Annotated in this window: 16 protein-coding genes and 1 tRNA gene; 9 read left to right on the top strand and 8 right to left on the bottom strand. The window is 69.8% G+C overall.

The window, feature by feature from the left end; translation table 11 throughout:
* The first annotated feature begins 56 nt into the window (after positions 1-56).
* Entirely contained in the window at positions 57-1706 is a 1650-nt protein-coding gene (gene mptB, locus ABH927_RS15155; RefSeq protein ID WP_370021920.1) for a polyprenol phosphomannose-dependent alpha 1,6 mannosyltransferase MptB, read from the top strand.
* Here mptB and ABH927_RS15150 read toward each other — a convergent pair.
* On the bottom strand, positions 1606-3861 hold the full coding sequence (locus tag ABH927_RS15150) for a hypothetical protein (RefSeq protein ID WP_370021918.1): 2256 nt from the start codon (positions 3859-3861) through the stop codon (positions 1606-1608). The genes mptB and ABH927_RS15150 overlap by 101 nt on opposite strands.
* A gap of 58 nt (positions 3862-3919) precedes the next feature.
* Here ABH927_RS15150 and ABH927_RS15145 point away from each other — a divergent pair, with 58 nt between their 5' ends.
* The 4 genes from ABH927_RS15145 to serS all read left to right on the top strand — a co-directional run bounded on the left by ABH927_RS15145 (position 3920) and on the right by serS (position 8043).
* Complete coding sequence (locus tag ABH927_RS15145) at positions 3920-5185, top strand: glycosyltransferase 87 family protein (protein WP_370021916.1); 1266 nt, start codon at positions 3920-3922, stop codon at positions 5183-5185.
* 22 nt (positions 5186-5207) lie between these two features.
* Entirely contained in the window at positions 5208-5657 is a 450-nt protein-coding gene (locus ABH927_RS15140) for a DUF4446 family protein (RefSeq protein WP_370021914.1), read from the top strand.
* 44 nt (positions 5658-5701) lie between these two features.
* Complete coding sequence (pheA, locus tag ABH927_RS15135; RefSeq protein ID WP_370021912.1) at positions 5702-6622, top strand: prephenate dehydratase; 921 nt, start codon at positions 5702-5704, stop codon at positions 6620-6622.
* 143 nt (positions 6623-6765) lie between these two features.
* The gene (gene serS, locus ABH927_RS15130) at positions 6766-8043 is read left to right on the top strand and encodes a serine--tRNA ligase (protein WP_370021910.1); all 1278 of its coding nucleotides are present in this window, start codon (positions 6766-6768) and stop codon (positions 8041-8043) included.
* Between the two features lie 77 nt (positions 8044-8120).
* Here serS and ABH927_RS15125 read toward each other — a convergent pair whose 3' ends face one another.
* Positions 8121-8324: a cold-shock protein gene (locus ABH927_RS15125; RefSeq protein WP_370021908.1), complete on the bottom strand. Its 204-nt coding sequence runs from the start codon at positions 8322-8324 to the stop codon at positions 8121-8123.
* Positions 8325-8556: 232 nt separating this feature from the next.
* On the opposite strand from ABH927_RS15125, the gene ABH927_RS15120 reads away from it, so the two are divergent.
* The gene (locus ABH927_RS15120) at positions 8557-9351 is read left to right on the top strand and encodes an HAD family hydrolase (RefSeq protein WP_370021906.1); all 795 of its coding nucleotides are present in this window, start codon (positions 8557-8559) and stop codon (positions 9349-9351) included.
* Positions 9352-9463: 112 nt separating this feature from the next.
* Here the strand turns inward: ABH927_RS15120 and ABH927_RS15115 are convergent, their stop codons facing one another.
* Together ABH927_RS15115 and ABH927_RS15110 are read right to left on the bottom strand one after the other, a co-directional pair.
* Complete coding sequence (locus ABH927_RS15115; protein WP_370021904.1) at positions 9464-9994, bottom strand: bacterial proteasome activator family protein; 531 nt, start codon at positions 9992-9994, stop codon at positions 9464-9466.
* Positions 9995-10142: 148 nt separating this feature from the next.
* Positions 10143-11105, bottom strand: coding sequence for an NAD(P)H-quinone oxidoreductase (locus tag ABH927_RS15110; protein ID WP_370021902.1), 963 nt, complete (start codon positions 11103-11105; stop codon positions 10143-10145).
* A gap of 114 nt (positions 11106-11219) precedes the next feature.
* Between ABH927_RS15110 and ABH927_RS15105 the strand changes: the two genes are divergently transcribed.
* Together ABH927_RS15105 and ABH927_RS15100 are read left to right on the top strand one after the other, a co-directional pair.
* Positions 11220-13652 (top strand): AAA family ATPase, encoded by a 2433-nt coding sequence (locus ABH927_RS15105; RefSeq protein WP_370021901.1) that lies wholly within the window; start codon positions 11220-11222, stop codon positions 13650-13652.
* Positions 13653-13791: 139 nt separating this feature from the next.
* Positions 13792-13880, top strand: a tRNA-Ser gene (locus tag ABH927_RS15100).
* 267 nt (positions 13881-14147) lie between these two features.
* On the opposite strand, the gene ABH927_RS15095 is transcribed toward ABH927_RS15100, so the two are convergent.
* Positions 14148-15146 (bottom strand): hypothetical protein, encoded by a 999-nt coding sequence (locus ABH927_RS15095; RefSeq protein ID WP_370021899.1) that lies wholly within the window; start codon positions 15144-15146, stop codon positions 14148-14150.
* A gap of 746 nt (positions 15147-15892) precedes the next feature.
* On the opposite strand from ABH927_RS15095, the gene ABH927_RS15090 reads away from it, so the two are divergent.
* On the top strand, positions 15893-17350 hold the full coding sequence (locus ABH927_RS15090; protein WP_370021898.1) for an MDR family MFS transporter: 1458 nt from the start codon (positions 15893-15895) through the stop codon (positions 17348-17350).
* A 174-nt stretch (positions 17351-17524) separates the two neighbouring features.
* Here ABH927_RS15090 and ABH927_RS15085 read toward each other — a convergent pair whose 3' ends face one another.
* Genes ABH927_RS15085 through ABH927_RS15075 form a run of 3 tightly spaced genes read right to left on the bottom strand, consistent with a single transcriptional unit; the run spans position 17525 to position 22614 of the window.
* The gene (locus ABH927_RS15085; protein WP_370021896.1) at positions 17525-20272 is read right to left on the bottom strand and encodes a bifunctional YncE family protein/alkaline phosphatase family protein; all 2748 of its coding nucleotides are present in this window, start codon (positions 20270-20272) and stop codon (positions 17525-17527) included.
* A 3-nt stretch (positions 20273-20275) separates the two neighbouring features.
* On the bottom strand, positions 20276-21631 hold the full coding sequence (locus ABH927_RS15080) for an ABC transporter permease (RefSeq protein WP_370021894.1): 1356 nt from the start codon (positions 21629-21631) through the stop codon (positions 20276-20278).
* On the bottom strand, positions 21628-22614 hold the full coding sequence (locus ABH927_RS15075; protein ID WP_370021893.1) for an ABC transporter ATP-binding protein: 987 nt from the start codon (positions 22612-22614) through the stop codon (positions 21628-21630). The genes ABH927_RS15080 and ABH927_RS15075 overlap by 4 nt, the downstream gene beginning before the upstream one ends.
* Positions 22615-22833: the final 219 nt, after the last annotated feature.

Here is a 22833-nt window from a genome sequence, read left to right as displayed (position 1 = left end):
CCCAAGAGGGATGGCTGGTCAGCCCTGGCGGCCGGGAACCTGCGCATGATCACCACGTGATCACCCCGAGAGTGGGGGTGGTGTGGTGGAATTCGGGGGTGGAATGGGCCGGGACGGAGACCGCGCGGGGGCCAAGGCTGTTGGGACGGCTCACGGCAGCCGGGCGTTCGAGGGCCTCCGCATCTTCGTCATCGCCGGCACCGGCGCTCGTCGCCTCCGGCCTGTCGATCCTGATCACGATCACGATCGGGCTGCTCGGCCCCTCGGCCATGGTGCCGGCGCTTCACGGGCCCGCGTGGCAGCCGCCGTACTCCCTCGGCCTCGGGCCCGATGGCCATCTTGTCATCGGGCTGGCCGCCGCCGCGGTCATCCTGGGCACGCTCGGCCTCGTCGCGGGGCTGCGGTCGCTCCGCCGCCTGCCGGATGCCCGGTGGCTCCTGCTGGCGGGCTGCCTGGCGGCCGCGGTGCTCGCCTTCCTGCCGCCGTCAGGGTCGAGTGACCATCTCAACTACGCGGCCTACGGGCGGATGGCGGCGCTCGGACACGATCCTTACGTCACCGTTCCCGCCAATCTGCCCGGCGATCCGGTCGTCGGCGCGGTCCAGGAGTGGCGAAAGGTGCCGAGCGTCTACGGGCCGGTCGCGACAGCCGTACAGGCCCTGGCCGCCGAGATCGGCGGTGAATCCCTCTGGCTGACCGTCTTCGTGATGGCGCTGGCCAACGCCGCCGCCTTCATCGCCACCGCGCTGCTGCTCCACCGGTTCACCCGCCACGATCCCGTACGGCAGCGCCGCGCCGCGCTGCTGTGGACGGCCAACCCGCTGGTCGTCTACCAGCTCGCGGCGGGCATGCACCTCGACACCCTGGCGATCGCCTTCGTCGTCGCCGCCCTCGTGGTCCGGCCGGGACGACCTGGAAGCGGCGTGCTCGCCGGGTGGGGAAGCGGGGTGCTGCTCGGGCTGGGGATCGCGGTGAAGGTCACCGTCGGGCTCGTCGCCCTCGGTCCCGCCTGGGAGCTTCGCAGAGCGCCGCGGAAGCCGGCTCTCGTCGCGGGGGCGGCGACGCTGACCGTGCTGGTGACCTACTGGCTGGCCGGGCCCCGCGCGCTCAACCAGGTGCTCAACGCCAGCAAGTCGGTGTCGTTGGCCACGCCGTGGAAGCTGGTCAAGGAGGCGGCGCAGGCGCTCGCGGGGCCGGGGTCCTACCACGCGTGGATCCAGATCGGCTCGCTGCTCCTGCTGGCGATCCTGGCCTTCCTGCTCCTCCGAGCCCTGAGGGCCTGCACGCTCGGCGCTCCCACGACGCTCGACAGCGCCCCCACGGCCCCCACGGCCCCCACGGCGGCGGTGGACGCTCAGCGAGCTTTAGACGATCCCACGGCGTTGGACGCTCCGCGGGTGGCGCTCGCCTTCGCCGTGGCCTGGCTGTTCGCCACGCCGTACGCGCTGCCCTGGTATGACGGCCTGGCCTTCGCGCTGCTCGGGCTGGTGCCCTGGCCGGCGCTGGACGGCTTCATGGTGGCCCGGCTGGCCGCGCTCTCGCTGGCGTATCTTCCGGCGCGGCAGTTCGACCAGCCCGCCGACATGGGATGGCTCGTCAGCGTGGTCAGGTCGCAGGTGGTGCCATGGTTCCTGCTGGCGCTGACGATCGGTCTGGCGTGGTGGGCGGCGCGAGCTGGAGCGCGCGCACGGAGGCGGCCAGCGTGAGCGGCACGGCCACCGTGAGAGCCATCGCCGGGATGGCGATCCCCGAGTCGTTGATCAGAAAGCCCACCAGGGCGGCGGTCAGCGCGCCGAACAGCCCGGCCCGCAGCGCGGGCGTGTGACCGTACGCCTGACTCAGCGCAGACGCGCCCCACCTCGACGGTCGTGAGAGCACCAGGAACAGGAACGCCAGCGCCACGACCGACAGCAGCGTCAGTGGCAGATTCCCCAGTGTGTGAAGCATCGCGCCCAGCTTGCGCCCGACGACCGAGCCGCCCTGGCCGTCGGCGAGCTGCTGGACGAACGTGCCGAGATGGGTCCGCTGGTCGGCCGGCCGGAGCCAGTCGGCCACGGCGATCAGGCCGATCAGCAGGGCTCCCGCCATGGCGACCAGGGCGAGCCTGACGACGGACACCCGTCTCCCGGTCAGCATCAACACGAAAACGGCGAACCCCAGGACGAACGACGGCACGCCGCCGAAGTCGGCCCCCCAGCTCGGCCAGCCGTCGGCGAAGATCGCGAGCAGGCCGTACGCGAGCGCGACGACCAGCGCGAGCCTCCTCAGGCCACGATCGAGGAGAGCCTGTGCCACGCCGGTGAGCAGCAGGATCGTGCCGGTCGAGTAGACGGCGAAAGCCATGTTGCCGAAGCCGTAGAAGCGCCCGCCGGTGACCGGTTCGTAGCCCATCACGGCGTTCACCTGGAGCCTGGAGCCGCTCATGACGTCGGCGAGAAGGGCCAGAGAGCTCACTCCGGCGGCGACGGTCAGGGGCCCGAGGACATGGCCGCGCCACGGCCCGGCGAAGGCGAGCCCGGCGATCACCCCGGCGATGGCCAGGATCGTGCCGACCAGCGCGGGCATCGGGTGCGCGAGGCTCCACCACGGCACCAGCTGAGCGAGGAACGCCGACACCGGAATCGCGCCGCTGACGACCGCCACGACCTGCGTGGCGGCGAGCATCCGCCGGTGCCGCCTGATCACGATGGCGGCCAGGCCGTAGAAGAGCACCTGGACGGTCACCAGAGCGATGAAGAACGGCTCTCTGACCTCCTTGAGCACCTGGCTGGCCAGGTCGGCGTCGGCCAGCCGCGTGACGGTGGCCGCCACGCCCGCCGGGGCATCGCCCCCGGATTGCCACGGCCTGCCGACGACCCCTTCGGGAGTGGCGAGGCCGAGCACGTGGGTGACGGTCGCGGTCAGGTCGGTGACTGTGACCAGCGCGTCCTGCCGGGTCGAGGTCGCGGTCAGCCACCCCGTCCGGTACGGCTCTCGCTCCCCAGCCGCCGCGTTACCCACCACGTCGCCGGCGCCGGTCGGGCCGGTGGCGATGGCCACGTGGAGGTGCGCGGCCGAGCCGGAGTCGGAGAGACCGGCTAGGAGGACCGTGGCGCCCTCGGGGACGTGCGCGAGCACCGAGCCGACGGTCCGGTCCGCGGCGGCCACGGCGCTCCCGCGGGCCTCCCCGCCACGCTCCCACGCCTGGGTGATCTCACCGGCTTCCGCGAAAACGACCGTGTACGGGGTGAGATCGCCCAGCTCATCCGCCGTGGCGGCATATTTCTGGATCTTTCCGCTCTTATCGGCGGCGGCGAGGGCCGCTCCCGGTCCGATCGCGGCCACCTTGCCACCAGCGGTGATGATCGTCTGCCCGAGCAGCCCGATCCGCGCCTGGTAGGAGCTCGACTGCTGGAACGCCAGGAGCGCGCCCCACCCCGGAATCGTGGCCGAGCCGTCGGAAGCCACCACAGGCGTGGGCGGAGCCGTACAGGACGTGCCGCCCGATCCCGCTCGCTGGCCCGCCGACACCGTCAGCCAGCCTCCCACCGGGCAGGTGACGGGCAGTCCCTCCGGCGGGATCGTCCTCGTGGACAGCGACGCCGCACCGCCCTTGCCGGCCAGGCTCCACAGGTTCGGAGTGCGGGAGGAGTCCAGATCGTCCCACTGCAGGCCGGGCACCCCGATCACGACCACCCGCCCGGCGGGAGCCCCGGAAGAGGCTCGGGCGGAAGAGGCCGCGGACGCCGGAAGGGCCAGGGCCGTCACGCACGACAGCAGCGCCAGAGCCAGCGCCATAGTCAGGGCCAGGGGCAGTGCCAGGATCGTCGCCCAGGTCAGGGGGCGGCGACAGGTCTGCGTGACGCGCTGAGCACCGTGCACGATTCGCGGGCTCCTCGGATGACGGGAAGAGACGGACTCCACGGTAGCCTCCCTCGTCATGACGACTGGCCAGACGACCGCCGTCAAGCGGCCCGCGTGGATGTGGTCTCTCTCCTTGCTCATCGTCGTCGTCGCGGCGGCTCCGCTGATCGCGTACTGGCTGACGAACCCGGACGACCAGCGCCTCGTGGACCTCGATGTCTACCGTATGGGCGGCTCGGCGCTCCGGCTTGGCCTTCCCGTCTATGGAGTGATCACCCCGGCTCCGCAGCTCCTGCCGTTCACCTATCCACCGGTCGCGGCGATGCTGGCCACGCCGCTCGCCGTGTTGTCATGGCCCGCCGCGCAGTGGGTCTGGACGATCGGCATCGTCGTGGCCCTCGCCGTCACGGTCTGGCACGGCTTCCGCCCGTTGCTGGAGCGGCTGACCGTGCCGCTCGCCGCCCCGTTGGTCTACGGCCTGCTGACCGCCGCGTGCCTCTACCTGATGCCGATCAGAGACCAGGTCAGGTTCGGTCAGGTGGATCTCTTCCTGGTCGCGCTGTGCCTGACCGACCTCGTGGCCAGGAGGCCGCGGTGGCCGCGCGGCATGCTGGTCGGCCTGGCGACAGCCGTGAAGCTCACCCCCGGCGTCTTCCTGATCTCCCTCGCCATCACGGGATTCCGCGGCCAGGGTGACAACCAGCGGCAGCGGCGGGTCTTCTTCATGGCGGCGTTCGTGGCGGCGCTTCTCACGATCCTGCCGTTCCTTGTGATCTTCGATGACGCCAGGGACTACTGGTTCAGGGCCCTGCTCGACTCCGAGCGTCTCGGGGCGAACGCGGCCACGACCAACCAGTCCTTGCGGGGCATGCTGCTCCGGCTCTACCTGCCTGGCTGGCTCACCTCGGTGATCTGGCTCGCCGCCGTCGCCGTGATCGGCTGGTACGGCTTCCGCCACGCCCGCCGGGCCTTCCTCGACGGTGACACGATGACCGGCGTGGCGCTGACCGGGCTGATGGCCGTGCTGCTCTCGCCGGTGGCGTGGATCCACCACCTGGCGTGGCTGGTGATCGTGCTCGCCGCTCTGGTCGGCTCCGGAAAGGACCGCGTGCGGTTGCTGGTCGCCGGTGGCGTCTGGCTCTACTACGTACTCCCGATTCCCTGGTGGGGCGTGTCGATCAAGGCGCTGGACATCCCCGTCATCAGCCCGGTCATCGGCAAGATCGTGCAGGACGCCTTCGGCCTCGGAGCCGTCGCGCTCGTGTGGGTGCTCGCCTCCTGGCTGCCCGGGCGCCGGACGCCGGACCGCCTGAGCTCGCCGGTTCCCACTGCGGTGCCTTGACCGGGTCGTTACGCTCTGTGTCGTGCTGGTTACCGTTGTGGTGATGGCCGGCGCCTTCGCGGGGGCGACCGGCGTGGCGATCGGCCTCCTCGCGCTGCGGAGCGCGCGGTGCTCGGTGGAGGAGTGCCTGGACGCGCTGGCCCGCCGTAGTGCCGTCGGCGGCCCCGTGGACAGCAAGGCCATCCGGGACGTGGCGGTGTACCGGTACGACGCCCTTGAGGAGATGACCGGGCGGCTGTCGTTCTCGGTGGCCCTCATGAACGGGTTCGGCGACGGCATCGTGCTGACGTCCATCAACGGTCGATCGGAGACCCGCACCTACGTCCGCGCCATCAGCGGAGGCAAGGGCAGGCAGCCGCTCTCGCCCGAGGAGGAGCAGGCCGTCAGAGCCGCCCGCCTCGGCATCGGCCCCGAGGCGGAGCTCCGGCCACCAGCGCGGCCCTGGCCGGAGCCCCAGCGGACCCGCCGGTAGAAATGCGCACACCGGTGCTGCTCAGGTGCGGTTAACCTTGTGCTATGCCGAAGCTCGCTTACCTGGGGCCCCAGGGCACCTTCTGTGAGGCCGCCCTGCGAATCCTGGCGCCGGACGCCGAGCGCCTGCCGTCCGCCAACGTGGGCGCCGCGCTCGACGCCGCCCGCAGCGGCGAGGCAGACGGCGCCGTCGTCCCCCTGGAGAACTCCGTGGAGGGGGCGATCACCCAGACCCTCGACGAGCTGGCCTGGGGGCAGCCGCTCCTCATCACCGGTGAGCTGCTGCTTCCCGTCGAGTTCTCCCTGCTCGTACGGCCCGGCACCGAGCCGCGGCAGATCAAGCGCGTGATCACCCACCCGGCGGCGCACACCCAGTGCCGGGGCTACATCGAGCGCGAGTTCCCCGGCGCCGTCGTGATCGCGGCGCCTTCGACCGCCGCCGCCGCGCAGGAGGTCGCCGCGCCCGGCTCGCCGTACGACGCGGCGATCAGCCCGGCCATCGCGGGAGAGTATTACGGCCTGGACGAGGCCGCCTCGAACATCGGCGACCGGTCCGACACGGTCACCCGGTTCGTCCGGGTCAGCCGGCCTGGAGAGCTGCCCGAGCCCACCGGCGCCGACCGCACCTCGCTGGTCGCCTTCCTCCGGGACGACCATCCGGGCGCGCTGCTGGAGATGCTGAGCGAGTTCGCCGTCCGGGGCGTCAACCTGACCCGCATCGAGTCGAGGCCCACCGGCGACGGCATCGGCCGCTATTTCTTCCACTTCGACTGTGAGGGCCATGTCGCCGACTTCCGGGTCGGTGAGGCGATCTCCGGGCTGCACCGTCTGTCCGACGACCTGCGCTTCCTCGGCAGCTACCCCCGGGCCGACCAGGTCGCCACGAACATCAAGCGCGGCACGGCCGACGCCGACTTCGCCGAGGCCGCCGGCTGGCTGAGCCGCATCCGGTCCGGCCTCGTCTGAGCGTTGCCAGGGGGGCTTACTGCGGGGAAATCCTCGCTGGTGGCACCGGGTCCGGGCGTGCGGGCGGTGTCACAGGCCCTGTCGCGGACTCGCGGCGGTGAGCGCGGGGCGGCAGCCGTACCGGCTCCGGTAGCCTTTGATCTGTGATTGACCTGCGTACCCTTCGTGAGGACCCTGACCGGCTCCGGGCGTCGCAGCGCGCCCGAGGCGAGGACGACTCGGTCGTCGACACGCTGCTCTCCCTCGACGAGCGCCGCCGGAGCGCGCTGAGCGGCTTCGAGTCTCTGCGCGCCGAGCAGAAGAGCATCGGTAAGTCGGTGTCCCGGGCCTCCGGGGACGAGCGGCAGGCGCTGCTCGACCGTGCGAAGGACCTCGCCGCGCAGGTCAAGGCCGCCGAGGCGGAGGCCGTGGCGCTCGGAGGCGAGCTCGACGGGCTGCTGATGAGCGTGGCCAACCTCGTGGAGGAAGAGGCGCCTCCAGGCGGCGAGGACGATTACGTCGTCCTTGAGGAGGTCGGGGAGAAACCCGTCTTCGACTTCGAGCCCCGCGACCACGTGGAGCTCGGCGAGCTGCTCGGCGCGATCGACACCGACCGCGGCGCCAAGGTGTCGGGCGCCCGGTTCTTCTACCTGACCGGCGTCGGCGCCCGGCTCCAGCTCGGCCTGCTCAACATGGCCATCCAGCAGGCCATCGAGGCCGGCTTCGTCCCCATGATCACTCCGGTGCTCGTCAAGCCCGAGGCCATGGCGGGCACGGGCTTCCTCGGCGCGCACGCGAGCGAGGTCTACCGGCTGGAGGCCGACGACCTGTTCCTGGTCGGGACGAGCGAGGTGCCGCTCGCGGCCTACCACTCCGAGGAGATCCTCGACACCTCGTCGCTGCCCCTGCGGTACGCCGGGTGGTCGTCGTGCTTCCGGCGCGAGGCGGGGTCGTACGGCAAGGACACGCGGGGCATCATCCGCGTCCACCAGTTCGACAAGGTCGAGATGTTCTCCTACTGCCGTCCCGAGGACGCGCAGGCGGAGCACCGCCGGCTGCTCGGCTGGGAGAAGGAGATGCTCGAGAAGGTCGAGATTCCGTACCGCGTGATCGACGTGGCGGCGGGCGACCTGGGCGCTTCGGCGGCCCGGAAGTTCGACTGCGAGGGCTGGGTGCCGACCCAGGGCCGCTACCGCGAGCTGACCTCGACGTCCAACTGCACCGACTTCCAGGCCCGGCGGCTGCGCATCCGCTACCGCGACGAGGACGGCAAACCGCAGCACGTGGCCACGCTGAACGGCACGCTCGCCACCACCCGATGGATCGTCGCCATCCTGGAGAACCACCAGCAGGCCGACGGCTCGGTGGTCGTTCCCAAGGCGCTGCGCCCCTACGTCGGGCTCGACGTCCTGGAGCCGATCAAGCGGCCCGCCTCCCGGTAGGCGCCGTACGAGAGCGGCCTTGAACACACGAAAGGCGGGGTCCGCAGGTGCGGACCCCGCCTTCAGTGAGTCAGTGGTCAGATCGCCCGGACGTTGGACGCCTGCGGACCCTTGGGGCCCGAGGTGACCTCGAACTCCACCCGCTGGCCGTCCTCCAGGTTGCGGTAGCCGGAGCCGGTGATCGCGGAGAAGTGGACGAAGACGTCCGGTTCCCCGCCATCCGGTGCGATGAAGCCGAAGCCCTTCTCAGCGTTGAACCACTTGACGGTTCCCTGAGCCATTAACGCTCTCCCTAAGGAAGTGAATCTTGGGGACCACACCTCGTGGACCCCGGGTGTGTCGCACAGCTCCCCGGGTGGCTCATACAGTCAAGCTGGTTTTCGCTACGGGAACAGCTAATACAACGCCATCACATCTAACACTATGACGCCCGTTGGTGTTCCATGTCCGGGGGAGATTTCTTGTCCTCGAAGGTGTGGAGCACACACTTGACGGTGCAAACTGGAACCTGTCATGACGTGCCCCCGCCTTGTCGCCACAGACCTCGACGGCACCGCGCTGCGTGCCGATGGCACCATTTCCCCACGCACCGCCGCCGCGTTCGCCCGGGTGGAGAACGCCGGCGGAACGCTGGTGTTCGTCACCGGCCGGCCGCCCCGCTGGATGCACAGCGTCGCGGGAGCCGTACATCATCGGGGGCTCGCGATCTGCGCGAACGGCGCGCTCGTCTACGACCTCCACACCGAGGAGATCGTGGAGTCGCACCTGATCGCCGCCGACATCCTGGAGGAGTCCGTCCAGCGGCTGCGGGGCCAGGTCCCCGACCTGACGTTCTCGGTGGAGTATGAGGGCGGGTTCGCCCACGAGTCGGACTTCAAACTTGGCGGGTGGGATACCAGGACGGTGTCCGGGCTGCGGGTGGGGACCTCCACGCTGACCTCGCGGCCCTGCGCCAAGCTGCTCGCCCATCACCCGTCAATGAACCCGGACGAGCTGCACCGCCGGGTCCTGGCGGTCGTCGGAGACCTCGTGACGCCGACCCATTCGAGCGGGCGGGCGCTGATCGAGATGAGCGCGTACGGCGTGACCAAGGCTTCGGCGCTGGCCGCGCTGGCCGCCGAGCGGGGGATCAAACCCGACGAGGTGGTGGCCTTCGGCGACATGCCCAACGATCTGCCGATGCTGACCTGGGCCGGCACGTCGTACGCCGTGGCGAACGCCCACCCCGACGTGCTGGCCGCCGTCGATCATGTGACGGCGGCCAACAACGACGACGGAGTCGCCCAGGTCCTCGAAGGTCTGTTCTGAGGTCTGTTCTGAGTCACCCGTAGGCCGGCCGGGGGGCCTGGGGTTTCCACGGGCGTTCTCCGCAGGTCTCTGCAGGGATTCCGCAGGAGGTTCTGCAGGTCTCTGCAGGTCTCTACAGGTAGGGGCCGCCTGCGCCGCGATGTCCCTGGTCGTCGGGTGACTGCGACATGCCGCCGGGGAGGGCGCGGCGCATCTGCTCAAGCTGGGCGCGGGCGGCCATCTGCTGGGCGAACAGCGTGGTCTGGATGCCGTGGAAGAGCCCCTCCAGCCAGCCGACCAACTGGGCGTGCGCGACCCGCAACTCAGCGTCACTCGGGGGAGCGCCGTTGTCGTCGGTGAACGGCAGCGAGAGCCGTTCGAGCTCGTCCACGAGCTCAGGCGCCAGGCCGTCCTCCAGCTCCTTGATGGAGCTCTGGTGGATGTCCTTGAGGCGCTTGCGGCTGGCCTCGTCGAGGGGAGCCGCGCGGACCTCTTCGAGGAGCTGGCGGATCATGCTGCCGATCCGCATCACCTTGGCCGGCTGCTCGACCAGGTCGGCGACGGATCGCTCCTCGTGCTCGCCGTGCTCGCCGTTCTTGCCGGAGATCGAGAGGCCCTCGGGCCCCACGACCACGATCTGTGGGGTGCTCTCGTCTGCGTTCATCGGTCGCTAACCACTCCTGTTTCGCTCCGCGGGCCCGTTGCCGTCTCGTCCGGCGGGCCGCTGTGCTCGGTGACCTCTGTCTGGTTATCTGTGCTCTGTCATCCGTGCTCGATCGGGCTCGGTTCGAGCCCATGCGAACCAACCTAGCTCACCGTGTCAGCAGGATCTTTCCGATGTGCTGACCGGCTTCGAGCATTCGATGAGCCTCAGCGGCGTTCGCCATGGGAACCTCGGCGTGCACGACGGGCCGGATGGCTCCAGCGCTGATCAGGGGCCAGATGTTGTCCGCCACTCCGCGGCAGATCACGCCCTTCTCGTCCACCGGACGGCCCCGCAGGCCCGCCCCGGACACGGACGCCCGCTTGGCGAGCAGCTTGCCGAGATCGAGCTCGCCCACCGTCCCGCCCTGCATACCGATGACGACCAGCCGGCCGCCGGTCTTCAAGGTGTCGATGTTCCGGGGGAGATACTTGGCGCCCACGATGTCGAGAACGACGTCGGCCTGGCCCGCGAACCTCTCCGCGAAGTCCTCCTCGCGGTAGTTCACGCCCTCGTCCGCGCCCAGATCGAGGCAGCCCTGGACCTTCTCCGCCGACCCGGCCGTCACGAGCACGCGGGAGCCGTACGCCTTGGCGAGCTGGATGGCCAGCGTGCCGATGCCGCTCGCGCCGCCGTGGACGAGCAGGGTCTCGCCCTTTCGGAGGCGGGCGGTCATGAAGACGTTGGACCAGACCGTGCAGGAGACCTCGGGAAGCGCGCCGGCCTCGGCCAGCGAGATCCCGTCCGGGGCGGGCATGACCTGCTGCCACGGTACGGCGACGCGCTCGGCGTATCCGCCACCCGCGAGCAGCGCGCAGACCTCGTCTCCCACCGAGAGCCCCTCGACGCCCTCGCCGATCTCCGAGATGACTCCCGAACACTCCAGGCCGAGGATGTCGGACGCGCCACGGGGTGGCGGATAGTGTCCCTGGCGCTGGAGGAGGTCCGCCCGGTTCACCGCCGAGGCGGCAACGTCAATGACCACCTCACCTGCGGCGGGACGGGGATCCGGCACTTCTTGCCAGACCAAAACCTCGGGTCCGCCCGGTTCCGAAATCACGATCGCGCGCATGTGACCTAAAGTAGCGTGGTGGAGAACTCGGCGGTTGCCCGCATTCACCGTATTACGGGACGCTAATCTGCAATGTGTTTGCTGCCCATTTAGCCCATCCCGAGGGGGTACACGGTGGCGAGACATGATCGCGAGGATCCCCATTCTCTCGAGGACCAGCTCGCATGGCTGGACGCGATCAAGGAAATGCCGGACGAGGTCGAGATCGCGGTAAGCGCGGTGACGTCCGCGACCTTGGCGTCTCCCACGCCGCCTCCCGCGCCACCGGCCGAGCCCGAGCCCTCCTCGCCATACCCCAAGGACCCTTGGAGCCTGGTGCCGTCCGAGCCCGCCTCCGGAGCGCTCTTCCGCAGTGCGGTCGACTCCGTGTACGGCCCTGGCTCGGTGGGCGTGGCCGGCGACGCAGCGGATGAGGACGGGTCGCCGGCCGGGGAGACCGCCTCGGCTTCTGGCCCGGCGGCTGGGGTGAGGTCCTCGGAGGACGCTCCCGCCGAGCCGCCCGTCGAGCCCTTCGCCGCTTTCGGGTCGTCTTTCGGGTCGTCATCGGCATCCGCGGCCCCGTCGGGGAGGGCTACGGCCGGGTCCGGGGAGGCCGCCGAGCGGTCGTCCGGCCGTGACGACGACGCGCCGGAGGACGACTACCCGACCTCGCCGCCCGGGACCCTGGGAGTGCGGGAGACCTTCGCTTTCGGGGAGAAGCTCGGCCGAGGCGCGTTCGGCGAGTCCCCGGCGGACACCGACTCCTTCAACCTGGGCGCCTTCGCCGACTCCGAGGCCCGCAAGGTGCACGGCGAAGCCGACCGGGACACTTATGGGGACCGGGACACTGGTTATGGGTCCGACCGGGACTCTTATGCGGACGAGCGTGAGTCGCGCGCTGACGCGGGGTCATACGCGGACTCCGGGTCGTACGGCGATTCCGGGTCGTATGGGGATACTGGGCAGTACGGGGACGATCGGGAGCCCTACCGGGACGCGGAGCCCTCCGAGCCGTCGTCGGCTGAGGAGCCGGTGCGGGGCTGGCTGGAGCCGGCGTTGCCCGTCGAACTGTCCGCCCCCGTGGAGCAGTCCTCCTTCCCCGCGGAGCCTCCCAAGGAGACCCCCTTCCCGCAGAAGCCGGTCTTCCCGAAGGACGCGGCTTTTGGGAAGGAGCCGACGTTCGGGCAGGACTCCGCGTTCGGGATGCAGCGGGAAGAGCCCTTCGCGCCGCCGGAGAGCCCGTCGCATGTTGTGGGCGCTCCGCCCAGTAGGTCGCCGGCCGGATTCAAGGACGACCGTTTCACCGGCTCCCTCCGGGACGACCTCGCCGGCGAGGAGCGGCAGCCGTACGAGCGTGATCACGGAACCGCCGACGAGCGCCCGCCGTACGGACGCGACAGGAGCGTTGAGCGGCAGCCGTACGAGCGTGACCATGGAGCCGAGCGGCAGCCGTACGAGCGTGACCATGGAGCCGAGCGGCAGCCGTACGAGCGGGATCGCGGGAACGTCGCCGAGCAGGAGCCGTACCAGCCGCGACGCCGTCAGGCGCCGCAGGTTTCCGCGTTCAGCTCCCCGGCGCGCGCGGCGGGCGGCAAGCCGTCCGCGGACAGCCTCGACCCGGTCAGCCTCCTCAAGGGCCGGCGGAACGCTCCGGCGGGCGGATGGCGGAAGCTCGTCTACAAGGCGTCGGCTGGGTGGATCAAGCCGGGCGAGCCCCCGGAGGTACGGCGTCGCCGCGAGCTGATCAACCGGGCCCGCACGCCGGTGGCCACGGGGCACCACAGGGTCGCCGTGCTCAGCCTGAAGGGTGGCGTCGGCAAGACCACGACGACGGTCGGCCTGGGGGCCACGCTGGCCCAGGTGCGCGGCGACCGCGTGATCGCGGTCGACGCGAACCCCGACCGTGGAACGCTCTCGGACAAGGTCGAGTTGGAGACCTCGGCGACCGTCCGTGACCTGCTCAACGAGCGCGCGCAGATCAAGCGGTATGTAGATATAAGGGCATTCACGTCGCAGGCGCCGTCACGGCTGGAGATCCTCGCGTCGGACCGTGACCCGTCGGTGTCCGAGGCGTTCAGCGCCAAGGACTACCACGCGGTGTCGCAGGTGCTGGAGAACTTCTACTCGATCTGCATCACCGACTGCGGCACCGGCCTTCTTCACTCGGCGATGTCCGGAGTGCTGGGGCTGGCCGACCAGATCGTGCTGGTCAGCTCGCCATCGGTGGACGGCGCTCGGGCCGCGTCCGCGACCTTGGACTGGCTGGAGGCGCACCACTATGGCGACCTCGTGAAGGCGGCGACCGTGGTGCTGTGCAGCGTGCGGCCACGCTCCAAGTCGACCGTCGACCTGGAGCGGCTGGAGGCCCATTTCGCCGCCCGCTGCCGGGCCGTCGTCCGCGTGCCGTACGACCCGCATCTGGAGGAGGGCGCCGAGATCGACCTCGACCGGCTGCAGGAGGCGACCCGCGAGGCGTACCTGCGCCTGGCCGCGAGTGTGGGAGACGGCTTCGCCGGGCCCCAGGCTCTTGGCGAGCGCCGGTTCTCGGAGATCCCGGACCAGCTTTAGCGTCTCTCCCCGGCCCTGGGCTCCAGTTCGCACCGAGCTTCAGCCCCGCGCCGGGGAAAGATCGTCTTATGCTGTCGCGGGCACTTGCCGCGCGGTGAGAGACTATGGTGCATCGTGACGCCCTCTTGGGCGTCACCCAGGAGAGCTCGCCTAGTGGACGATGGCGGCGGTCTTGAAAACCGCTAGGCCGGGTGACCGGTCTCGTGGGTTCGAATCCCACGCTCTCCGCTCTACCTCCCAAAACGGCGTCTGACCAGCGGGTTCGCCCGGGTCGGACGCCGTTGATCGTTTAGCCATGCGCAGCCGTATGCCAGCGAGAGCAGCCCTCGGCCGCTGTCCGCGGGATATACGCGGGATGGATCATCGCCTGTTTCCCAGCTGATCGCCGAGCGGATGTATGCCTGCTGTGGCAGGGGGTGACTTCCCTCCCGCCCGCTGCATGTGCGTTCTGGCAGTCAGCCCCCCCGTCCGTGTGGGCCCCGATGCCCAGCCGACTCAGCGGCCGTGGGCCCAGATCAAACCGCTGCGGCCAGAAGGTGCCGCGCCGACCGCCCAGACGGAACCGCTCTCCGGCTGGATGGCGAGGTCACGGACGGACGCGTTCTGGTTCGGCGGAGCCGGAAAGGCGCCCGGCTCGACACTATCGGCGCCGATGTGCAGATACCCGCTGCCTCCGCCCTTGGCGTCGTAGACGATCCAGGCCCCGCCTCTGCCGTCGGGCTCCGCCTGGGCGCGCGGCTGGATGCCCGGTTCACCACGGACCTCGAAGTTCCAGCCGCCCAGATAGCCGGACAGCAGCAAAGTCTCACCGCAGAAGGGGTGCTTCGCACTGCCGCACGGCCAGGCGACCCAGCCGACGGCCATCACCCGGCCGGTCTCACCGTCGACCGCGACATCCGTCAGCTCCGAGATCTGGCCTGAGCGTGCGGACGGAATCGCTGGAAGTGCAACCGCGCGCCAGGCCGTGCCGGTCCAGCGGGCCAGAGCCGCCGTGCCCCGCACCGAGCCCGCCGCCCACGCGCCGTCGAGTCCTTTGACCACGATCGGCGTGTGGACCCTGCGCCACACCGACCCGGTCAGGCGCCGCAGCGTGGACCGTGCCTTCCACTCAGCGTTACCGGCCGACGGGAACGCGCTGGAGTTCTCGATGACCCACAGGTTCCTGCCGATGGAGTACGCCCGATCCACCCGGCCGTAGCGCCATCGCTTGACCTGCCAGCGCTTGCCGTCCCACCGGGCGTATCGCGACGCGCCGAACGCCCAGACCCTGGTGTCGGACGCCGACGTCAGCCGCTTCACACGGAAGCCCGGCCCGGTGACACGCTTGAAGGTGGACCGGCCGCCCTTCAATAGGAGCGACTCGGCGCCGGTCGATCCGCGATCCGGGCGCCTCGTCCCGGCGACCCAGACCGCCCCACCCGGCGTCACCGTCACCGCTTCGTAGGAGTCGCGGCGGTCGTCATGGACGACACTCCACTGACCGGCCGGCGCCACGGCATGGGCGGCGGTCGGCCCCGCAGTGACGAAAAAGGCGACGGCTGCAGCGGTGCCGCGAAACAATATTCCCATAAAGGGTGAGACGCGCCTTCCGGAGGAAAAGTTGGCATGCCGGCGGGGAATGGGCTGGCGAGATCCGGACCTGTCGCGCGCCAGCGATCGCCGCCTTGCGGCCCGGCAATGCGCGTGGCGTGGCTCCTCGTGTGGGGTTGCCGATAGCCGCGCACCAACCCTTACTGCTGTACTTCGTAGCTGTACCGGGGTAGCTGTACCGGGCGTCTTCTAGCACCGTGGGCGGCATGAAAACGCGCTCTGATGTGGGCGGATGGTTTCTTCACGCGCGAAGCGGCACCATCCGGACACGTTCATGCGGTCGGCAGTGGATCAACTGCCCTCTCAACCCGGTGACCCCGAGCTCCCGCGGAATGATGTTGGTCGCATTTCCCCAGGTCGTGCGTGTGTGCCGATAGTGGCGGGAGGACGGCGCTGGAGCGTGTGGACTGGGCACGGATACCCAGGAGATGGGAAAGCCCGGCACCTCCGTGGACGCAGCCGGAGATCGCCGTCCGCCGCCGGTGAAAACCGGGTGACATTTCGCGTCACTTGCCGGGATGCTGGGCACGGGCGATGAGTTTTGTCGGTGGTGCCTGTCAGGCTTGCCAAGACCACAAATTCTTGTGGGACCCCAGGCTGGGATGCCAGCCATGACCACGTCATTCCCCGACAACCCTGATCGAGGTGCCGTGCCCGCCGCACAGCTTGATTCGCCTGCCAAGTCCGCGACCGCCGTTTCAGGGCGCACCCCGGCCGTGATCCGGTTGCTGGTGCTCGCCACGTTCGTGGTCATCCTCAACGAGACGATCATGATCAATGCGATCCCGCGGCTGATGGGCGCTCTGCACATCACCGAGCAGACCGCGCAGTGGCTCTCGACCGCCTTCATGCTGACCATGGCCGCTGTCATCCCGATCACCGGATGGTTCCTGCAGCGGGTGTCCACCCGTCGCGCGTACGCCACCGCGATGGGTTTGTTCCTGTCCGGCACGGCGTTGGCCGCCGTCGCGCCGTCGTTCGAGGTGCTGCTGGGCGCCCGCATCATCCAGGCGTCCGGGACGGCCGTGATGATGCCGCTGCTGATGACCACATTGATGCAGGTGGTGCCGGAGGCAGAACGGGGCCGCGTGATGGGCAACGTCACCCTGGCCATCTCGGTCGCGCCCGCAATGGGCCCGGCGGTTTCGGGCTTGATCCTCCAATTCGGGTCCTGGCGGCTGCTGTTCGCTGTGGTGCTCCCCATCGCCGCGGTGATCACATGGCGCGGCCTGACGCAGCTCAAGAACGTCGGAGAGCCCCAGTTCAGCACCATCGACTGGTTGAGCGTGGTGACCGCCGCCGCCGGCTTCGGCGGCCTGGTCTACGGGCTCAGCCGGTTCGAGGGCGGTGACGTCCGCGTGGCCGTCGCGATCGTGGCAGTGGGCCTGGTCGCCATCGCCGTCTTCGTCGTCCGCCAGCTGTCGTTGCAGAAGCGCGGCGTGCCGCTGATGGACCTGCGTACCCTGCGCCACCGCACCTACACGGTCGCGCTGGTCCTGATGTCGGTGGCCTTCATGGCGATGCTCGGTTCGATGATTTTGCTGCCGCTGTACCTGCAGAACGTCCGCGGGCTCAGCCCCCTGGAGACAGGACTCCTCGTGATGCCGGGCGGCCTCGCGATGGGGCTGCTCGGTCCGACCGTCGGCCGCCTGTTCGACCGGTTCGGCGGCCGGGTTCTGGTCATTCCCGGCGCGATCGGAATCGCGCTCGCGCTCGCCGGCCTCACACAGGTCACCATGACCATGCCGTACTGGCAGCTCCTGGGTCTGCACGCGCTGTTGATGGTGAGTCTGGCCGCGACCTTTACCCCGGTGTTCACCCTCGGGCTCGGAGCGGTTCCCCCGCAGCTCTACTCCCACGGCAGCTCGATCCTGAGCACCCTGCAGCAGGTCGCCGCGGCCTTCGGCACCGCGCTCGTGATCACCGTGATGAGCGCGCGAGCCGATGCCCTGAAATCCGCGGGAGTCGCAGAGGTGCTCGCCAACCTCGACGGCATGCGGCTGGCCTTCATCATCGGCGCGGTGCTGTCTTTGCCTGTGGTCGTCACCGCCCTGCTCCTACCGGCCCGAGCGGACAGCGTCGTCGAGCTCGAGGAATCCGGTCGATGAAACGGGCGTGACGGTGGTGGAGCGGAACGCCCTAATTCTCTCTTGTCGGGCGGGTTGTGCCTGCCCGGCAAGCAGCAGATTCAGTTGGCTGGTGCGTTCGCCACACAGGGGACATAAGAGGCCCCTGGCCGGCGGTGACGCCGACCAGGGGCCCTCCTATGTGATCAGCCTACGTCAGCCGTCGTTCTCCGACGACGGGATGTAGGCGCCCGGCACCTGGTCCGGCGTGTAGATCGCGGTCTCACCCGGGTAGGGCTTCGTCCAGTCGTGTGCCTCGTACCACGAGAAGTGGTTCATCTGCGCGGGGTTGGCGGAGTCGGCCTTGGCGTCGGGCCCGGCGAACCGCTGCTGCGACTTCCAGGCCCCCCACTTCGCCGCGATCTCCTTCTTGTCCGCCGGCACCTTCGCCGACGGCGCGGCCGCGGCGTTCGGGTTCTGCGGCGCCGGGGTGTCCGCACCGCAGGCCGGCGGGGTCGACAGACCCAGGGTCAGCGACGTGCGGTTCGGCAGGGCGTTGAACGGCGTGTAGTCGGGCTTGTTGGTGAAGGCCCGGCTCATCGGGGTGGCGGCGCTGTCCTTCTGGTTCATCGGCTGAATCCCGAGGATCTGCTCGATGGTGCGGATCATGGTGATCTGCGTGTAGTAGTGGCTGTCCACGGTGCCGTGCTGGGCCCAGGGGCTGATGACCTGGATCGGGGCACGGTGGCCGTCGACGTGGTCGAGGCCGGCCTGGGAGTCGTCCTCGACGACGAAGATCGCGGAGTCTTTCCACCATTTGCTGTGCGAGATGGTGTCGACGATCTTGCCGACGGCCAGGTCGTTGTCGGCGACCTGGGCGGCCCCGTTCGGCGGGCCACCGGTGTGGTCGCTGGAGAGCCAGAACATGTTCAGGTTCGCCGGCCCGTTAGCCTCGAAGTCACGCTTCCAGATCTCGTACCGGTAGATGTCCGGGACGCTGGTGTCGAACTTCGGGAAGCCGTGCACCGACACGTCGTTGAGCGACGGGATCGGCGAGGACGAGTTCAGGGTGTAGGCGGTGTTCTGCCCGGTCGCCTCCATGTTCTTGGTGTCGCAGTACAGGTTCTGCCAGCTCGCGCCGGACGGCTTGGTCAGGAACTGCTGGAACTCGCCGAAGTCCCGCACGGTCTTGCCCGCCGCCTGCGCACCGGTCCAGATGAAGCCGGTCCGCTGGTGGCCGAGAGCGTCGTCCTCGGTGTCGTAGCTGCGCAGGTACTCGCCGGCGCTGGACTCGGTGTACTCCGGGTTGTCGGCCTGCATCAGCCAGTTGTGGCCCTCGGCGGAGTTGGTGCCGATGTCGTACGTGTTGTCGTACAGCCCGAACTGACGCGTCAACGCGTGCTGGTTCGGCGTCACGTTCTCGCCGTACTGGGCCAGCGACGGGTCGCCGTTGCCACGCGGGTCGTCACCGAAGACCTGGTCGTAGGTTCGGTTCTCCTTGACCAGCAGGAAGACGTGCTTGATGGTCGACGGGTCGCCGAGGCGCTTCGGGACCGGCACGGCGTGCGCGGAGTTGCCCTTGGCCTGCTTGACGTCGTTCTTGCCCCAGCCGTTCTGCGCGAAGACCGTGGCCGTGGACTTGGCGATCTCCGAGTCGTCCGGCAGCGTGAACCGCTGCAGGCTCGACGTCGTGTCATGGGTGCCGTGCCCGGCGCTGTTGGTGGGGCGGCGGGCGTCGATACCACGGGTGTTGGAGACCAGCACGTCGTCGCCGACGGTGGTGATCTCCGCGGGGAAGTAGTCCGTCGGGAGCAGGCCGACGTAGCTGACCGGCTCCTGCGGCGTTGTGTACCGGTAGACGGCGACCGCGTTGGCGCGGCCGAGCGTCACCAGCAGGTGACCGTCGTCGGTGAGCGTCACCGCGTCGGGCTCGTAGCCCACCGAGGCCACCGGCCACGGCTGGGTGGCGATGGTCTGGACGACCTTGTCGCTGGACGTGTCGATGACCGACACGTCGTTGGTGGCGGTGTTGGTGACGAACAGTGCCCCATTTTTGGCGTACAGGGCGGTCGGGTGCAGACCGACGTCGATGCTCGTGGCCGTGGCAGCCGGGTTCGCCAGGTCGATGACGCTGACCGTGCCGGTGGTGGTGGCGCCGGTGATCAGGTCGGCCGGCACCTGGGTGTTGTAGGAGTTGATCGTGGTGTCGCCGGGCTTCGCCGGACGCCCGCCCTCGTTGCTGACGTAGAGCTTGGTCCCGACCATGACCAGGTCACGCGGGGCGTTGCCCACGGCCCAGCTCTGCTGGATGGCTCCGGTCGCCGCGTTGATGGCGACCACGCGGTTCTGGCCGTTGACGGCGGAGTACACGGTGGAGCCGTCGGGCGAGAACACCGGCTCACCCACCAGCGCGTGCCGGGGCCCGTCCGCCGGGATCTGGATGAACGCCGGGTTGGCGAGGGTGCCGTCCGGGTTCACGGTGAACTTGCGGTAGCCGTCGGTCTGGCCCAGCCACAGCTGCGAACCGTCGGGCGAGTACGTGGGGCCTTCCTGGCCCACGTCGTTGCCGCTGATGCGCAGGTTCGCCGCCGCGTTCTTGCCGACGAGCTGCTGCACATTCCAGTTCTTCAGGTCAACGATGGCGAGCGCCATCCCACCATCGGTGACCGAGGCCGCGACGTGGGTGCCGTCCGGGCTGACCGAGGACGACATGATCTTGCCGTTGTTGATGATGAGGCGGTCACCGATCGGCTTGATGTACTGGTCGCCGGACACGACCAGGCCCTTGTCGGTGGTCTGGCCGACCTGGTCGGTGCCGAACACATCGGTGGAGGCGTAGGCGATGCCCCCGCCGGCGACGACGAGAGCGGTGGTGGCGGCCGCGAGGAGGCGGGTCCGCTGGCCGGTGTGTCGATCGAAGAGCCCGAAACGGACCTTCGCGACGCGTTGGCGCGTCACGTGCATGAATCATTCCTTCGGGGTGCTTGCGAGCAGGTCGACGTTCCCGTCGAACTGCCACAAGGGGTTGGGCGCGTCCCCGGTCGGGGTGCGCACCTGGAAGTAGCCGTTCACCTCCTTCGGTCCGTCTCCGTCGGCGACGTACCGCCCATCTGGGGTGACGTCGAGCTGGTAGATGGCGCTGCCCATGGCGGTCGCGCCGGGGAGGTGCCAGGACACGACGCACCGCCAGTCGTTGCCCGGTCCCTGGTCGAGGACCCGGGAGTCGCCCTTGTCGCAGGACGCGGTGGCCCGCAGCTGGGCCTCCGTGACGTCTGGGCGATGAAGCTCCCGGGCCTGCAGCCGGTAGAGGTGGGCGTACGCCGTGGCGAGCGAGTCCTGCAGCTTGGCCCGTTCGATCCCCGAGCCCTCAGCCGAAGTCGCGCCGGCGACGACTACGACGGTGACGGCGACCAGGCCGGCCAGCGGTAGCACCCCCGCCACGAGGACGCGCCGGCCCGATCCGTCGTATGTCAGGTCCGTGAAGTCGCGGCGCAGGAACAGGCGGTAGGCCAGCGCGGTGGCGGTGACCGCCCACGCGAGGCTCACCGAGAGGCCGATGAGGAGGGGGCCCGCCTGCGCCGGGCTGGTGAAGAGCCCGCGCCAGGCGAGGAAGGCGTGGCTCGGCAGGGCCTGCCGTACGGCCACCGGCAGCGGGAGCAGCTGTGCGAGCTGCAGCGCGAAGGCGAGGAGCGCGGGCATCAGCAGCCCCATCGGGGAGCGGCCAAGGGCCACCGAGCCGAGGAGGCCTACCGCGGCGAACGCCAGCGTCGGCGCCAACGCGCAGGCCCACGCGAGCAGGACCGTGCCGGCCGCGTCCGCCGGGGCGAGGAGATGGCCGTCCAGGCCTACGAGCGGCCGGTTGCCGACCGCTGCCAGGCCGCCGGCGATGCCCGACGCGGCCAGCCCGGCCACCAGCAGAAGGATCACGGTGAGGCTGGCAAGGGTCTTCGCCACGAAGATCCGCCTCGGCGAGCGGACCGCCACGAGGAGGTGGCGCCAGGTGCCAAGCCGGTCTTCGACGGCGAAGACGTCGCCCGCGACCAACGCCGTCAGCAGCGGGAGCGCCCAGCTGCACGAGAAGTCCAGCACCACCAGCGACCCCGCCCAGCCGGTCGCGTTCATCCAGCGGCCGAAGACCGTATCGGCGGGGAGCGAGCTCTGCAGGCTCACCACGGCCACGAAGGCCGCCGGGGCGATCCAGCAGGCGAGCAGCAGCAGGCGGATCCGCCACTGGGAGAGCAGCTTGACCAGCTCGAACCGATAGCCACGCAGCACGGGCGCCGGCCGGGCACCGGCCCGGGGTCGGGTGACGGTCGCGGTCATCGCGGGTCCTCCTGGTCGGTCTGCGTGGGCATGGTGCCGGTCCCGGTCAGGGCCAGGAACGCGGCCTCGAGCGGCGCCACCACGGGCCCCAGCTCTCGGAGCGCCACGCCGGCTCGCACGAGCCGCACGACCAGCTCGTCGAGGGCCGGCACCGGCCCGCGGACGACGACGTCGGCGTCCGGCCGTTGACCGGGGTCGCGACCGGGCACGACGCGGAGCCCGGGCGTCTCTGACGCCAGCCGGTGGGCGGCCGCCGGGTCGGAGGTGAGCAGCCGGTAGTCGAGCTCGCCGCTCTCGGCGGCGAGCTTGCTCACCGGCCCGGAGAAGACGACCCGTCCGGTAGCGAGGATGGTGACCTCGGAGCACAGCGCAGCGAGGTCGTCCATCCGGTGGCTGGAGAGGACCACCGCGGTCCCGTCCGTGGCGAGTCCGGTGATGACGCGGTGCACGTGGTGCTTGCCGGCAGGGTCCAGACCGTTGGCCGGCTCATCGAGCACGAGCAGTCGCGGCTTTGTGAGCAGCGCGGCGGCCAGTCCGAGCCGCTGGCGCATCCCCAGCGAGAACCCCCGGACACGGTCGTCGGCGACGTCGGTGAGCCCGACCTGCTCCAGTACGGCGTCGACACTTGCGGTGCGACCGGCGTCGTACCCGCGCAGAGAGGCCAGGGCCGAGAGGTTCTGCCGCGCGGTTAGCGACGGATAGAGCCCGGGCCTGTCCACGAAACCCGCGACACCGTCGGGGACAGCGAGCGTCCGCCCGACCGGCGTACCCAGGATCTCGAGGCGGCCGCTGTCCGCGACCGCCAGGCCCAACAGCAGACCGAGGAGCGTCGTCTTTCCCGCGCCATTCGGGCCGACAAGGCCGTGGACCTGCCCGCTCGCCACGTCGAGGTCGACGCCGTCGAGTGCGACCACGTCACCGAAGGACTTCCTGATCCCGCGACCCCGGACTGCGGAGGTCCTGTGCATGTCGGTTTTTCGCATCCGCGTCCTTCCTCGACATCCCGGCACCGGTCGCAGGTTGGGCGGCCGGTCCGGCAGCGAGAAGTTAGCCACACTAAGGACACGACAAGGTGTGCATTGTGACAATGAAGTATTTATGCCACTTGAATAGACATGTATGATTTATTCGGGCATGGGCATCACGAAATTCATATAATGGACAGGTTCTCGTTGATCAAGCGCCATCACCCTCATGTCCGG

Origin of the sequence: Planotetraspora sp. GP83 (assembly GCF_041262585.1) — a bacterium.
GTDB lineage: Bacteria > Actinomycetota > Actinomycetes > Streptosporangiales > Streptosporangiaceae > JAOEGB01.
The sequence above is the reverse complement of the archived record's forward strand: the minus strand, read 5'-3'. Positions and strand labels throughout refer to the sequence as shown.